Annotated in this window: 11 protein-coding genes and 1 pseudogene; 4 read left to right on the top strand and 8 right to left on the bottom strand. The window is 42.5% G+C overall.

Annotated features, from left to right (window positions below):
* Positions 1-5: 5 nt before the first annotated feature.
* Positions 6-1,064, bottom strand: a complete 1,059-nt coding sequence (rsgA, locus tag E0H94_RS11290) for a ribosome small subunit-dependent GTPase A (RefSeq protein WP_131326626.1) — start codon at positions 1,062-1,064, stop codon at positions 6-8.
* Positions 1,065-1,187: 123 nt separating this feature from the next.
* Between rsgA and orn the strand changes: the two genes are divergently transcribed.
* From orn to E0H94_RS11275, 3 genes are all read left to right on the top strand, one after another.
* Positions 1,188-1,745 carry an oligoribonuclease gene (gene orn, locus E0H94_RS11285; protein ID WP_116760500.1) on the top strand — a complete coding sequence of 186 codons (558 nt, stop codon included), beginning with the start codon at positions 1,188-1,190 and terminating at the stop codon, positions 1,743-1,745.
* A 170-nt stretch (positions 1,746-1,915) separates the two neighbouring features.
* Positions 1,916-2,650, top strand: coding sequence for a Bax inhibitor-1/YccA family membrane protein (locus tag E0H94_RS11280; protein ID WP_131326625.1), 735 nt, complete (start codon positions 1,916-1,918; stop codon positions 2,648-2,650).
* Between the two features lie 163 nt (positions 2,651-2,813).
* Positions 2,814-3,617, top strand: a complete 804-nt coding sequence (locus tag E0H94_RS11275) for an enoyl-ACP reductase (protein WP_131326624.1) — start codon at positions 2,814-2,816, stop codon at positions 3,615-3,617.
* 61 nt (positions 3,618-3,678) lie between these two features.
* Here the strand turns inward: E0H94_RS11275 and E0H94_RS19005 are convergent.
* The 4 genes and pseudogenes from E0H94_RS19005 to E0H94_RS11260 form a co-directional block, all read right to left on the bottom strand.
* A pseudogene (locus E0H94_RS19005) lies at positions 3,679-3,789 on the bottom strand (hypothetical protein); the annotation flags it as partial.
* Positions 3,790-3,824: 35 nt separating this feature from the next.
* A complete protein-coding gene (locus E0H94_RS11270) occupies positions 3,825-5,231 on the bottom strand; it encodes an efflux transporter outer membrane subunit (RefSeq protein WP_131326623.1) in 1,407 nt (468 codons plus the stop codon).
* A 9-nt stretch (positions 5,232-5,240) separates the two neighbouring features.
* Positions 5,241-7,232: a MacB family efflux pump subunit gene (locus tag E0H94_RS11265; protein ID WP_131326622.1), complete on the bottom strand. Its 1,992-nt coding sequence runs from the start codon at positions 7,230-7,232 to the stop codon at positions 5,241-5,243.
* Positions 7,233-7,234: 2 nt separating this feature from the next.
* Positions 7,235-8,575: a MacA family efflux pump subunit gene (locus E0H94_RS11260; protein ID WP_131326621.1), complete on the bottom strand. Its 1,341-nt coding sequence runs from the start codon at positions 8,573-8,575 to the stop codon at positions 7,235-7,237.
* Between the two features lie 380 nt (positions 8,576-8,955).
* Here E0H94_RS11260 and E0H94_RS11255 point away from each other — a divergent pair, with 380 nt between their 5' ends.
* Entirely contained in the window at positions 8,956-9,405 is a 450-nt protein-coding gene (locus E0H94_RS11255; RefSeq protein ID WP_131326620.1) for a bacteriohemerythrin, read from the top strand.
* A gap of 29 nt (positions 9,406-9,434) precedes the next feature.
* On the opposite strand, the gene holA is transcribed toward E0H94_RS11255, so the two are convergent.
* The 3 genes from holA to leuS all read right to left on the bottom strand — a co-directional run bounded on the left by holA (position 9,435) and on the right by leuS (position 13,788).
* On the bottom strand, positions 9,435-10,424 hold the full coding sequence (holA, locus tag E0H94_RS11250) for a DNA polymerase III subunit delta (RefSeq protein ID WP_131326619.1): 990 nt from the start codon (positions 10,422-10,424) through the stop codon (positions 9,435-9,437).
* 5 nt (positions 10,425-10,429) lie between these two features.
* On the bottom strand, positions 10,430-10,954 hold the full coding sequence (lptE, locus tag E0H94_RS11245) for an LPS assembly lipoprotein LptE (RefSeq protein ID WP_131326618.1): 525 nt from the start codon (positions 10,952-10,954) through the stop codon (positions 10,430-10,432).
* Positions 10,955-11,166: 212 nt separating this feature from the next.
* The gene (gene leuS / locus E0H94_RS11240) at positions 11,167-13,788 is read right to left on the bottom strand and encodes a leucine--tRNA ligase (protein WP_131326617.1); all 2,622 of its coding nucleotides are present in this window, start codon (positions 13,786-13,788) and stop codon (positions 11,167-11,169) included.
* Between the last annotated feature and the right edge of the window lie 164 nt (positions 13,789-13,952).

Here is a 13,952-nt window from a genome sequence, read left to right as displayed (position 1 = left end):
AAAGTCTAATTTTTTTGCTGTGCTTCAGCAATTTCATCCATTAAACGTAAAAAACTGTCTAAACGACGGGGTAAAATTTCACCATTACTGGCAGCTACACGCAGTGCACACTGTTTTTCATGTTTATGGGTACAGTTACGGAACTGACAATAGCCCAACTGATTTTGAATTTCAGGGAAGCCTTGTTGCACTTTTTCAGTGGTCAGATGCCATAAACCAAATTCACGAATTCCTGGTGAGTCAATCAGTGATGCACTTTGTCCAAAAGGAATTAAACGCGTTGAGGTGGTGGTGTGCTGACCTAAAGCCGAGTTTTCAGAAATAATGTTGGTCTTTTGCGCGGCATTCGGAACCATGGTATTAATTAATGAACTTTTACCCACCCCAGACTGTCCAACAAAAGCGACCGTTTCACCTTCAAGACGCTGTGCTAAAGCACTGAGATCACCTGTAGATTGGCATTGCATCACTTCATAGCCCAGATCTTGATATTCTTTGAGCATATCCAGAATAGGATCATTTTCTTTGAGTAAATCGGTTTTATTCAGGACCAATAAGGCAGGAATATCGGCATCGGCACATGCCACCAAATAACGATCAATTAATGTGGGTGCAGGTTCTGGTAAAGGTGAAAACACAATCACAATTAAACTGATATTGGCCGCGACGGGTTTCACTTTATGATAACGGTCAGGACGGGTCAGTAAGGAACGACGCGGATGGATGGCGGTAATAATACCGAGTCCCGTATTCGGATCGGCTTGCCATTTGACCCGATCACCCGTCACCAGCAATTCAAGATTGGTACGAGTATGGCAACGCCAAATGCTGTCCAATTCAATCGGTTTCCAAAACGGTTCTGGTTCACCATCTTGCACATTGGGTTTTTCAGGATGCATGTCTGGCACCGACAAGGCTTGTACCTCAAGCTGGCGGCCGTAGTGTTGAACCACTAACCCTTCCAGATCATTTGAAGTGTCAATTTCTTCTTGACGTGTTTTCTGCTGTTTCTGAATACGACGCTGCTGCTGTTCAGTTAAGCGACGTTTACGAATTAAAGCCATTCATATCCTAAAAACCATGAATTCAAGATGGCAAAAATAGCATGAAGCGGGGGATGAATTACAGCATTCAGGGTATTAATTTGCTACTATAAATGTTTTTACAGCCAATAAGATTGCACATTTATGAGCAGCACGCCTGATACTCGCCTGATCTGGATTGACCTTGAAATGACAGGTCTAGATACCGATAACGACCAAATTATTGAAGTTGCAACGATTGTGACCGATGATCATTTGAATATTTTGGCGGAAGGTCCAGTATTGGCTGTGCATCAATCGGATTTAATCCTGAATGCCATGGATGAGTGGAATACCCGTCAACATGGTCAGTCGGGTCTGATTGAACGTGTGCGTCGTAGTAAATTGACAGCACGAGATGCTGAGCAGCAAACCATTGAGTTCTTAAAAAAATGGGTCAATCCAAAGAGCTCGCCAATGTGTGGTAACTCGATTTGTCAGGATCGCCGTTTTTTACATCGTTTAATGCCTGAAATGGAACAATACTTCCATTACCGTAACTTGGATGTATCTTCAGTGAAAGAGTTGGCAAAGCGTTGGCGCCCAGAAATTATGAGTGGGCTAAAGAAAAATGCCTCACATTTAGCCATGGATGATATTCGCGATTCGATTGCAGAACTAAAATATTATCGTGAATACTTCTTTATCATGAATAAAGACTAAATCGATATTGGCTGAAAATGGGGTGTTAAACCCCATTTTTATTTTAGTCTGTCATATTTTTAGGTTATATTTTCTACATCAAGCTAGAGGGTGTACGGCTTTAAGTTGATCTAAAGTAAAGTACAAGTTTTTGTTTTTATTCATTTTAAATTATAAAAAAGAGTTTAAATATGCAAAGTAATAATCCCATACTCAATCGCGTCGAAGTTTACGCAGATTACAGCCAGCCGATGACCGTGCAAGGTGCGATTCAAAAGTCTGTATTGTTGACTTTAATTGCCGCGGTGCTGGGTTTAGGTATTTTCTTCTACAGTTTTATGACCCTAAATATTTCCATTGCCTATAGCGCTGCGGTTGTCGGTGCGATTGGTGGATTTATTTTGGCACTGATCACCACATTTAAACCTGATACCGCGAAAATTCTCGCCATTCCCTATGCGTTTTTTGAAGGTGCTTTTTTAGGTGGTGTCTCGGTTATTTTCCAATTGAAATTCCCCGGCGTACCATTGCAGGCATTATTGGCAACTTTTGTGACGACCTTGGTGATGTTTACTTTGTATCGTTTACAAATTGTGCGTGCCACAGAAAAATTTAAATCGGTTGTACTTTCTGCCAGCATTGCCATTGCAATCGTGTTTGTGGTGCAACTCACCATGCGTTTAGCCTTTGGTTCAAGTGTGCCGTATATCTTTGAAAGTAACTGGTTAGGCATTGGTTTTGCTGCTTTTGTGGCGGTGATTGCATCTTTAAATCTCATTCTTGATTTTGACTTGATTGAAAGCAGTGCAGCCCAACATGCACCAAAGTCTATGGAATGGTTATCTGCGATTGCGTTATTGGCGACTTTGGTCTGGATGTATTACTCATTCATGCGCTTATTGAGTCTGATTCAAGGCGATGACTAATTAATGTGGGTTAATATTTTTTAGTTCAATTCATATTCACCCTGCTTTGGCAGGGTGAATTGTTATGAATCTGTGATTTGCTGAAAAAAAGGCGCATTTTGCAATTTTGTTCTGATGCCAGACTTGGCATTATTCATCCTAAATTATTTTAAGTGAGATTCACATGTCACACGGACTACTAGCGGGAAAACGCTTTCTGATTGCAGGTATTGCAAGTAAGTTGTCGATTGCATTTGGTATTGCTCAAGCATTGCATCGTGAAGGTGCGGAACTGGCATTTACCTATCCGAATGAGAAACTTAAAAAGCGTGTTGATGAATTTGCGGCGCAATTTGGCTCAACATTGGTATTTCCTTGTGATGTTGCTGTGGATGCAGAAATTGACCAAGCATTCGTTGAATTGGCGAAACACTGGGATGGTCTAGATGGTGTAGTTCACTCTATCGGTTTTGCACCTGCACATACTTTAGATGGCGACTTCACCGATGTTACCGATCGTGAAGGTTTCAGTATTGCACATGACATCAGTGCATATAGCTTTATTGCGATGGCACGTGCAGCAAAGCCATTGCTATTGGCACGTCAGGGCTGTCTATTGACCTTGACTTACCAAGGTTCTGAGCGTGTTATGCCGAATTACAACGTGATGGGTATGGCAAAAGCATCTTTAGAAGCAGGCGTACGCTACTTGGCGTCTAGCTTGGGTGCTGAAGGTATTCGCGTTAACGCAATTTCAGCGGGTCCAATCCGTACTTTAGCGGCTTCAGGCATTAAATCATTCCGTAAGATGTTAGATGCCAATGAAAAAATTTCACCACTTAAACGCAATGTGACCATTGAAGATGTGGGTAATGCAGCATTGTTCCTTTGCTCACCTTGGGCAAACGGGATTACTGGTGAAATCATGTATGTAGATGCTGGTTTCAATACGGTTGGTATGAGCCCTGATATGATGGGTGATGACTGATTGCTTCGGCGATAAAAAAATGGCACTTGAAGTGCCGTTTTTTTATGTCTTTAAATTTCATTTATTCAGGTAATTGTTGAATAGGACTCCCACCTAAAGCCTGCATCAGCGTGACATAGGCGTTGTATTGACTTTGTTTGGTATTAACCAAAGTCAAACGGGCACTACGCGTGTGAAGTGCCGTTTTTTTATGTCTTTAAATTTCATTTATTCAGGTAATTGTTGAATAGGACTCCCACCTAAAGCCTGCATCAGCGTGACATAGGCGTTGTATTGACTTTGTTTGGTATTAACCAAAGTCAAACGGGCACTACGCGTGGTTTCTTGTTGATCCAGTAAATTCTTCAAGGCCACCGCACCATAACGATAACGCACATCAGTTAAGCGTTCGGCTTTTTCTGCCAGTTCTAAATTACGCTGTTGTAGCTTGACTTGTTGATCCAGTTCACTGCGTGCAGACAAGGCATTTTCAACATCGCCAAAGGCCTGATATAAGCTCTGACGATATTGCACAATGGCTTTTTCATAGTCCAATTGACTAATCGCCATATCTTTTTTCATATCGTTATATTGCAAAAATGGCAGACTTAAACTGGCACCTAAAGTCAGGGCAGGATTACGCAAAAGTTGCGTTAAAGAGGTACTACTGCTGCCTAAATTTCCAGTTAAGCTGATGGAAGGATAATAGCTCGCAGTGGTGGCATCTTTGGTGGCCAGACTCTCACGCAGGCGTAATTCAGCTGCTTTTAAATCTGGTCGACGTGACAGGATATCGGCAGGTAAGCCTGCTGCAATGGTCGGTAAAGCCAGTTGTGGCAAACGCTGTGGTTCCTGAATATTCAGTTGTTGTACAGGCATATGCAGCAGGACAGCCAGCGCAGTACGTGTCTCGACTAAGTTTTGCTGAATTTGACTGAGACTGGCTTTCTGACTTTGTACTGATTGCTCGGCTTGGGTCAGTTCTAAACCAGAAACAGCACCTGCTTGATACTGTACTTTGACTAAATCATACAGCTTTTGCGACGTCGCAAGACTTTGCTGTGCAGTACTACGGCTTTCATGATAATACGCCAATTGCCAATACAGTTTGGCTGTGGTGCCAATCAGGCTTTGTGCCGTGGCTTGCAAATCCTGTTCAGTCGCCAGTGCTTCCCATTTTTTAGCTTCGGTTTGTCGTGCTAATTTACCAAATAAATCCAACTCATAACTGAGCCCTGCACCTAAAGATAGCCCGCTAGAGTTGTCATCACCAGAATTTAAGTCGAATTGATGTCCAGTAGAAACTGTGGAATTGATGCGCGGTTTTTGCTGATTCGCAGTTAAATCTGCTTGCAAGCGTGCTTGTTTTAAGGTCATACCTGCAACAGCCAAGTCGGTATTTTTTGCTAATACGGCATCAATCAGTTGATTCAGTTGCGCATCGCCAAACAATGTCCACCATTGATCGGCATAGACGGATGATTGTCGTTGTTGTGCAGTCGCATGACCATATTGGAACTGAGCAGGCGTTTGTACACTGGGTGCTTGATAAGGTGTTTTAACCACAGCCGCACAACCCACTAAAGTACTACCGAGTAGCATTGCCGTACACAGACGTGTAAATGAAAACTGCATAATTTGTCCTTATTCTCTAGCAAGTGCTGCAACAGGGTCGAGTTTGGCTGCACTTTTTGCAGGTAAGAAACCAAACACCACACCAATTAACGTCGAGCACACAAATGCGGCAATAATCGAGGTGGTTGAATAGGCAACCCCAAAATTACCACCTGCAAATTTTTGAATGATTTGACCTAAGCCAAGAGAAAGTAATACCCCCAAGACCCCGCCAATTAAGCAGACTAAAATAGCTTCAATTAAAAACTGTTGTAAAATATCGCTCTGACGTGCACCCACTGCCATCCGTACGCCAATTTCTTGCGTCCGTTCGGTGACCGAGACCAACATAATATTCATGACGCCAATTCCGCCAACCACCAATGAAATCACGGCAATAGCAGAAACCAATAAGGTCATGGTACTGGTGGTTTTTTCAATGGTTTGACGAATACTGTCACTGTTCATGGTAAAGATATCTTGTTGACCATGACGCAAGGTCAATAAGTTCACAATTGCATTTTCAGCTGCGCTGGTGGAGTATTGATCATTAATTTGCACAATGATATTACGCACGTTTGTCTGACCCAGCATACGGCTCATGACCGTGGTGTAAGGCATATATACGTTTAGGGTGTCATCGGAACCCATGGCACTGGTTTGAGGTTCCACGATACCAATAATCCGCCCAGGTACACTACCGAGTAAGATCACTTGTCCAATCGGATTACTACCATCACTAAAAAATTGCTTTTGGGTATTGGTGTCAATCACGACATCTTGGGTACGGTCACGCACACTCCGTTGATCAAAGGTTTGCCCATTTTTGAAAGTGAGACCTTTGACGGTGAAATAATCACCCCCGACACCATTAATGGTGGCACTGGCTTCATTTTGTTGATAGCGAATGGTTTTCGATGAACTCACCATGGGACTGACCGCACTGACATACGGTTGGGTGGCAAGCGCGTCGGCATCACTGGGCACCAAGGTTTTAAAATTGGCAGTTTTGGAATTGTCACCAAAACCTCGACCTTGGAAGACCGTAATGGTATTTGTTCCTAAGCTACTAATATTACTTAAAATTTGTTTTTGAGAGCCATTGCCTAAAGCCACTACAGTCACGACCGAGGCAATCCCGATAATAATCCCGAGCATGGTCAGAAAGGTGCGCATACGATGTGCATTCATGGACAGGATCGCCATACGGAAGGCTTCACCTAGGCGATCGAGCAGGGAGCGCCATGCCGAAACACTTTTATTTTTTTCTTGCTGTGCTGAAATTGCAGTTTCAGCATCAGGATCATGATGTAATTCAGTATCATGTTCAGGCTGATTTACGCGATCGGCAATAATTTGTCCATCACTGATTTCAATAATCCGCGAGGCATTTTTAGCCACTTGCATATCATGTGTGACCAAAATAATGGTGTGTCCCGCCGCATTTAATTCACGCAGAATGCGCATGACTTCAACACCGCTGTGTGAGTCTAAAGCCCCTGTAGGTTCATCGGCAAGAATCACATCGCCACCATTCATCAGCGCGCGTGCAATAGATACCCGCTGTTGCTGCCCCCCCGAGAGCTGACTCGGACGGTTCTGGGTTTTATTGCCCAGTCCAAGTTCCGTGAGTAGAGCAGTTGCCCGTTGTTTACGTGCATACGGTGTGATGCCCGCATAAATGGCAGGAACTTCAACATTCCCTTCAGCGGTTAAATCACCGAGTAAATGGTAGCGCTGAAAAATGAATCCGAAATACTCACGACGTAGTTCAGCCAGTTGATCGGGTTCGAGTTGCCCAGTTTCTCTGCCTTTGACCAGATAGCTGCCAGAGGTAGGACGATCTAGACAACCCAAAATATTCATTAAGGTCGATTTACCCGAACCCGATTGACCGACAATCGCAACCAGTTCGCCTTCGTAAATGGTCAGATCAATCCCTTTGAGAATTTGAACAGTACTTTCACCAGCAGGGAATTCTCGTACCAAATTGCTGACTTCAAGCAAGGCTTTTTTTGTCATGCTTACATTCCCATTGGTGGACCATTACGACGTTTATTGCTGCTGTTGGCTGAGGCTGCTGAGGTATCAGAACTGTCTGCAATCACCACTTGATCATTTTCTTTTAGACCTGCCAGAACTTGTGCATTCACACGGTTATTAATTCCGATCAGGACTTGTTTCGATTGGGCTGAACCATCGGCTTGTAATACACGAACGACACTTAAGCTCGCTTTACCTTGTTTAATCAGTTGTTGCTGAGCAGCGGTTAAATTCAGGCGTTCAAGCTTAGGAGCTTGTGTACGGTCTGTGTCAGATTTGCTTTCAGCAGCGGATGCGGCTTGTGCCTTGGCAGCACTATTTTGCTTATTGTTTACAGGACGATTAGAAATGGCTGAAGAAGGAAGCAAAAGTGCATTCTGTGTAGAATCGAGCACAATGTACACTTGTGCGGTCATATCAATGCGTAGTTTGCCATCATGGTTTGGCACATCAAATAAAGCATTATAGTAAATTGCGGTACTTGATGAACTTGAAGTACTGGTGCTGCTGTCATCACTAATCGAGTCGGGTGCAGGTTCAATCTGACGTAGGGTGGCATAACGTTTACTGTCATCCCCCAAAGTCGTGAAGTAGACCTGTTGGCCTTTTTCGACTTTCATAATGTCGGCTTCACTGACCTGTGCCTTAATGGTCATATTTTGTAATTTGGCAATTTTGACTATGGTTGGTGCACTTTGATTCGCATTCACCGTTTGACCTTCTTCCGTCACAATGGCAACCACTGTTCCGTCGGTTGGTGCCAGAATACGAGTATAACCAATGTTGGTTTGCGCCGTAGATTTGGTGACTTTTGCAGATTCAATCTGCGCATCAATGGCTTTAATTTGTGCTTGTGCAGTTTTAAAGCTTGCTTCCGCAGACTCCAGTTCCGCCTTAGAGGTCGCATCTTGAGCAAACATTTGTTGTTGACGCTTATAGGCCAGTTGTGCCTCATTCAGATTGGCTTCTTGTTGTAAGCGCTGAGCTTCTAAATTTTTGATGTTGGCTTCAGCAGTTTTAAAGCTATTTTCTTGTGTTGTGGAATCAATCTGGGCAATCAGTTGACCTTGTTTTACTTCATCGCCTAACTGCACATACATTTTCTGTACTTGCCCTGACACCTGCGCACCGACACTGATCAGTTTGGTGGCATCTAAAGTTCCTGTTGCCAATACGGTATTTTCAAGATCACCGCGTGTGACGCTTTCGGTAATATATTGCGGTTGTTCTTGTTTGGGTTTGAAATAGCTCCAAGCCAAATAAGCGAGTAAAGCAACACAGAGCAGTGCGATAATAATTCTAAAAGATTTTATTTTTGGCATAGGAGTCAGGGAGTAAAAATAATCCTGCCTAGTATAAAAGTGAAATGCGGATAAATCGTGGATTTTCTATCAATTTGTAAATGATAACTATTCTTTACTCTATTTTGCGGAATCTATCCGCTTTTTTAGTCATGATTCTTAAATGATGCATGATCGATGATTATAAGCTGCATTAAACGATAAGATTTTTATGTTTTATCACCAGCTTACATGAATGCTCCCCCACTGAAAATTTACACTTTTTTTTTCTATAGATTTAGGACTAAAAAGCAGATAAGATTTAATCCCATAAAAAAAATATGGTTTTTTTGATTAAAGATAAAACCTAAATGGGTTGCTGTAATAAAAAATAACTTGATGAAAATAATGTGAGGGAAATCATGGAGTGGAGTGAAAAGTTTAATATTGGGATTGAGGTGATTGACAATCAGCATCGACAAATTCTGGAATATATTAATACGTTGGATCAGATCCGCATAAGCGGGCAGCGCAACCAAATTAGAGAGGTGTTAGATGATTTGATAGACTATACCCAATCGCATTTTAGTTTTGAAGAAAACTTGCTCAAGCAAGTCAATTATCAATATTTACCCTCGCATCGAGGCATTCATGAATTATTCGTCAAACGTTTGAATGATTGTCGCCAACGCTTTGCTGAAGGGGAATCGGTTGAACATGATTTACATCGTCTATTGTCTAAATGGTTAATTAACCATATTCAGCATGATGATCAGGATTATGTGGATGCAGTACGTGACAATATGTTGCACTATTTACGTACTCAGGAGCAGAAAAAAGGCAAAAGCTGGTTTGCACGCTTCTTTAGCTAGATCTATCAGTTTGGCTGAATTTTTGGCTTTTAATTTAAAAATAAATTTTTACCACAAAGCATGCCGATGGCTTGTAAGATCAGTTGTTCAGGGTTTTCCTGACTTAAACCTTTAATGGATGCATCTATTCTTAATAAAAGTGTGGGCCAAGTGAGAAACTGTTTCGGATTTAGTCGGCGTAAGGCTTGTTGATAAAGACTCACTTTGGTTTTCCAAATCCCGAGCTGTAGTGCATTTTGTGGTTGTTCAAAAAGCTGCATCAAAAGACGCATTTCCTTACTGATGCTCCACAGCAACAAGCTCATCGGCTCGCCCGAAGCCAGAAGATATTGGTAAATTTTCACGGCTTGAGCAAAGTTACCTTCGAGTAAGGCATCACTTAAATCAAAGGTGCTATACCGTGACTGATCTTGCAGGCAGGCAAGCAGTTGTTCGATACCAATTTGTGCTAAATCAGGAAAGGTATCTCGGACCCGCATTAGGCTGTTTTTTGCTGCCAGTAAATTATGCTCGTGATGCTGTTCAAGCGATTGCCATGCATTGTTGGCCAATTCAATGCCGAGTTTTTCCGCTTCAACCGCCAAAATTCGTTGTCGATCTTGTGGGTAATGGGCAGTTAAGTTGACATTTACCCCATTGGCATCAATCACTTTAAAAAAGCCAGATTTTAAACTGTTGCTGTCTTGCTTCGGCATGACAATCAACAATAAATTCTGTTCATTGTGTTGCAGATATTGGGTGAGTAGTTTAATGCCATTGGCATCAGGTTTGATGTTGCCATGCACCTCAATTGCGAGTTGCGTAGAGAATAAAGACAAACTGTTCAAGGCATTGAAAACTGTTTTCCAATCACTCACATTGGATATGTCATAGCGTTGACGTTCAATATTTTGTTCGTGCCAGCTTTTACGAAAGGCATCGAGTAGATTCTGTTCGAGCAGCGGTTCTTGACCATGCAGCACCCATGCACCACGTGCTTCAGCAATGCGTTTAAGGGCCTGCAAATAGTCGAGTTTCATAACAATTAAGGTTGTGTTGTTGTGGTAGTAACTTTAGGTAAACGGTTTGATGAAATTTGTCGCACAATTTGTTGTGCGACATCATCCACAAGTACATCTTTTAAGAATTTTTCTTCTTGGTCATCGGTGTTGACCGTTGCCAAATTATATTGGTAGCTACGTGATGCAGTCACGGTACGCATTTCAGTCACAGGATTGCCCTGAGCATCTTCAATACGGAAGGTCACATTCAGACGCAGTAAGGTTTCAATCAGTTTACCGCGTAGCTCTTGGCGCACAGGCGTATAACTATACACATGTAAACGGTAAGCATTCGGGCTGTTACTGAGTTGAACATTGGCAGCACCTAAATAAATAGATAATTTTTCTTCTAATTTTTCCGTGTCTTTAGGCAAAGATAAACTCATCTGTGCATATGCTACTGGATTCGCAGAAGGTTGAGTTCCTTTCAAATGAAAACCACAGCCCACCAAACCTGCACCTAGACCGCAAGTTAAAATAAGAGTTGCGAAACGTTTGCCTAAATGCATGTGTTTTCCTCTGTAAATGCTGACTCAGCAGGGTAATACAAATTGATTGGACTGATCTGATTTTAGTAGCAAAGCCTGTTAAATTAAAACGGGCTTTGTTTGGGTTTTGTTTATTCCTTCTCGTTTCCCCCTCTTTTTGAAAGAGGGGTTAGGGGAGATTTTCTAATAAAATCCCTCCAAACCGCCCTTTATAAAAGGGAGGCTTTAAGGCTTTAAACCACCAAATTCACTAATTTATTTGGCACTACAATTTCTTTCTTGGTTGGTCCAGTTAAGAATTGTTGTACTTCTGGTAAGGCTTTCGCCAGTGCCAATAATTCATCTTTTGATGTATCTACAGACACTTCTAATTTACCACGTAATTTACCATTGATTTGCACCACAATCGTTTGAGTATTACGCGTTAATGCAGATTCATCGACAACAGGGAATAAGCTTTGCGTCAGTTCAATGCCAAACTGAGTCAATAACGTTTGACTTAAATGTGGGGCAAATGGTGCAAGTAAAGTCAACAATGTGATGATGGCTTCACGTGCTACTGCAACATCATTATCATCTTTCGCTTCGAACTTATTGCTGGCATTGAGTAATTCCATCAATGCTGCAATTGCCGTATTAAACGCATGACGACGTTCGATGTCATCCCCCACTTTTTGAATGGTTTCATGCGTTTTACGACGCAAGTCTTGCGCGTCTTTCGACAAAGTTGCTGTATCAATTGCAGTGGCTTGATGCCCTTTTTCAAGGAAACCAGTCGTCAAACGCCAAACGCGTTTCAAGAAGCGGTTTGCACCTTCAACACCTGCATCTGACCATTCTAATGATTGATCTGGTGGGGCAGCGAACATCATAAACACACGTGCTGTATCTGCGCCGTATTGATCAATAATCGCTTGTGGGTCAATGCCGTTGTTTTTCGACTTAGACATTTTTTCTTGTCCGCCGATGACAACTTCCTGACCATCACCTGAATATTTTGCCGAAAGAATACGACCTTTTTCATCGCGTTCTAATTCGATGTCGGCAGGGTTGAACCACGTTTTCTTGCCATTCTCTGCTTCGCGATAGAAGGTATCTGCCAAAACCATGCCTTGAGTAAGCAAGTTGGTAAATGGCTCGTTGCCTTGTACCACGCCTTCATCACGCATCAATTTATGGAAGAAACGTGCATAAAGTAAGTGCAGAATCGCGTGCTCAACACCACCAATATATTGATTGACTGGTAACCAAGATTGTGCTGCTTCTGGTTTTACCATACCGCCAGTAAAGTCTGGAGAGGCGTAACGTGCATAGTACCAAGAAGATTCTACGAAAGTATCTAAAGTATCGGTTTCACGGCGTGCATCACCACCACAACAAGGACATTTAGTTTCATAGAATTCAGGCATTTTGTTCAACGGATTGCCTGAACCATCTGGTACGACATCAGTTGGTAACACGACTGGCAATTGATCTTCTGGAACGGTGACTTGACCGCACTTGTCACAGTTGATCATTGGAATCGGGCAACCCCAGTAACGCTGACGAGATACACCCCAGTCACGTAAACGGAATTGAACTTTTGAATTCGCTAAAGCTTGTGGTTCTAATTTTGCAAGGAAAGCATCAAACGCAGCTTGGAATTCTAAACCGTCGAACTCGCCAGAATTCACCAATTTACCATCTTTCGAGCCGTACCATTCTTGCCATTCAGTTGCTGAGTATTCAGCATCATCAGCACCTTTGGCATCAATCACTTGCTTGATTGCTAAGTTGAATTTATTGGCAAATTCAAAATCACGTTCATCATGTGCAGGAACCGCCATCACTGCGCCAGAACCATAAGACATTAATACGTAGTTTGCGATCCAGACAGGAAGCTCTTCACCGGTTACAGGGTGTTTTACAAACAAGCCTGTTGCCATGCCTTTCTTTTCAGCCGTGGCTAAATCAGCTTCTGCCACTGAGCCCATACGACATTCTTCAATAAATGCAGCAAGTTCAGGATTGTTTTCCGCCGCTTTCAGTGCCATAGGGTGTTCTGCTGCAACGGCAACATAAGTCACACCCATTAAAGTATCAGCACGCGTGGTGTAAACGGTTAAGCTATCTGCATAGATTTCAGTGTTCGCAGAAGGGAAAGTAATTTCCATGCCTGTAGAGCGACCAATCCAGTTACGTTGCATGGTCAAGACTTGTTGTGGCCAACCATCTTTTAAGGTATCTAAATCGTCTAATAATTCTTGCGCATAGTCAGTGATGCGGAAGTAGTACATTGGAATATCACGTTTTTCAACCAATGCACCTGAACGCCAACCACGACCATTTTCAACTTGTTCATTGGCTAACACCGTCTGGTCTACTGGGTCCCAGTTCACGGTTGAAAGCTTACGATAGATTAGGCCTTTCTTATAAAGCTGAACAAATAACCATTGTTCCCAGTGGTAGTATTCTGGTGTGCAGGTTGCAAATTCACGATCCCAATCGACAGACAAGCCTAATTTTTTTAATTGGTCACGCATATACGCGATGTTTTCAAAGGTCCATTTTGCAGGTGCAACTTGGTGTGCAATTGCTGCATTTTCAGCCGGCAAACCAAAAGCATCCCAACCCATAGGTTGCAATACTGTTTCACCTTTTAAGCGATGGAAACGGCTAATGACGTCGCCAATGGTATAGTTACGCACATGACCCATATGCAGCTTGCCACTTGGGTAAGGGAACATCGACAGAATGTAACGATGAGGACCTTCGACAGTGTCGGCAACTTTAAAGACTTTACGATTTTCCCAGTCTTGTTGGACAGAGGGTTCAATCGCACTAGCTTGATATTCAGGGTCAATATGAGTAGTCATAAACGTATTTAGGAACAACGGTTAAAAGTTTGCTGCACAGCATAGCGCAAAACTGGGTGCAATGTCAGTTTTTAGATGGGGTTTTATCTTGCAATATGCACAACCAAAATTTCTCAAATATCTATTTAATAGGATGAGTTTTTTGAATTGGCTAATTTCTCTTT

The sequence above is a fragment of the Acinetobacter sp. ANC 4173 genome, assembly GCF_004331255.1.
In the GTDB taxonomy this organism is placed as follows: domain Bacteria; phylum Pseudomonadota; class Gammaproteobacteria; order Pseudomonadales; family Moraxellaceae; genus Acinetobacter.
Note: the sequence above shows the minus strand (reverse complement) of the source record. Positions and strands in the feature narration are given on the sequence as shown.

Coding starts and splice junctions, on each gene's coding strand:
- rsgA (WP_131326626.1), bottom strand. CDS start 1,064: ATGGCTTTAATTCGTAAACGTCGCTTAACTGAACAGCAGCAGCGTCGT.
- orn (WP_116760500.1), top strand. CDS start 1,188: ATGAGCAGCACGCCTGATACTCGCCTGATCTGGATTGACCTTGAAATG.
- E0H94_RS11280 (WP_131326625.1), top strand. CDS start 1,916: ATGCAAAGTAATAATCCCATACTCAATCGCGTCGAAGTTTACGCAGAT.
- E0H94_RS11275 (WP_131326624.1), top strand. CDS start 2,814: ATGTCACACGGACTACTAGCGGGAAAACGCTTTCTGATTGCAGGTATT.
- E0H94_RS11270 (WP_131326623.1), bottom strand. CDS start 5,231: ATGCAGTTTTCATTTACACGTCTGTGTACGGCAATGCTACTCGGTAGT.
- E0H94_RS11265 (WP_131326622.1), bottom strand. CDS start 7,232: ATGACAAAAAAAGCCTTGCTTGAAGTCAGCAATTTGGTACGAGAATTC.
- E0H94_RS11260 (WP_131326621.1), bottom strand. CDS start 8,575: ATGCCAAAAATAAAATCTTTTAGAATTATTATCGCACTGCTCTGTGTT.
- E0H94_RS11255 (WP_131326620.1), top strand. CDS start 8,956: ATGGAGTGGAGTGAAAAGTTTAATATTGGGATTGAGGTGATTGACAAT.
- holA (WP_131326619.1), bottom strand. CDS start 10,424: ATGAAACTCGACTATTTGCAGGCCCTTAAACGCATTGCTGAAGCACGT.
- lptE (WP_131326618.1), bottom strand. CDS start 10,954: ATGCATTTAGGCAAACGTTTCGCAACTCTTATTTTAACTTGCGGTCTA.
- leuS (WP_131326617.1), bottom strand. CDS start 13,788: ATGACTACTCATATTGACCCTGAATATCAAGCTAGTGCGATTGAACCC.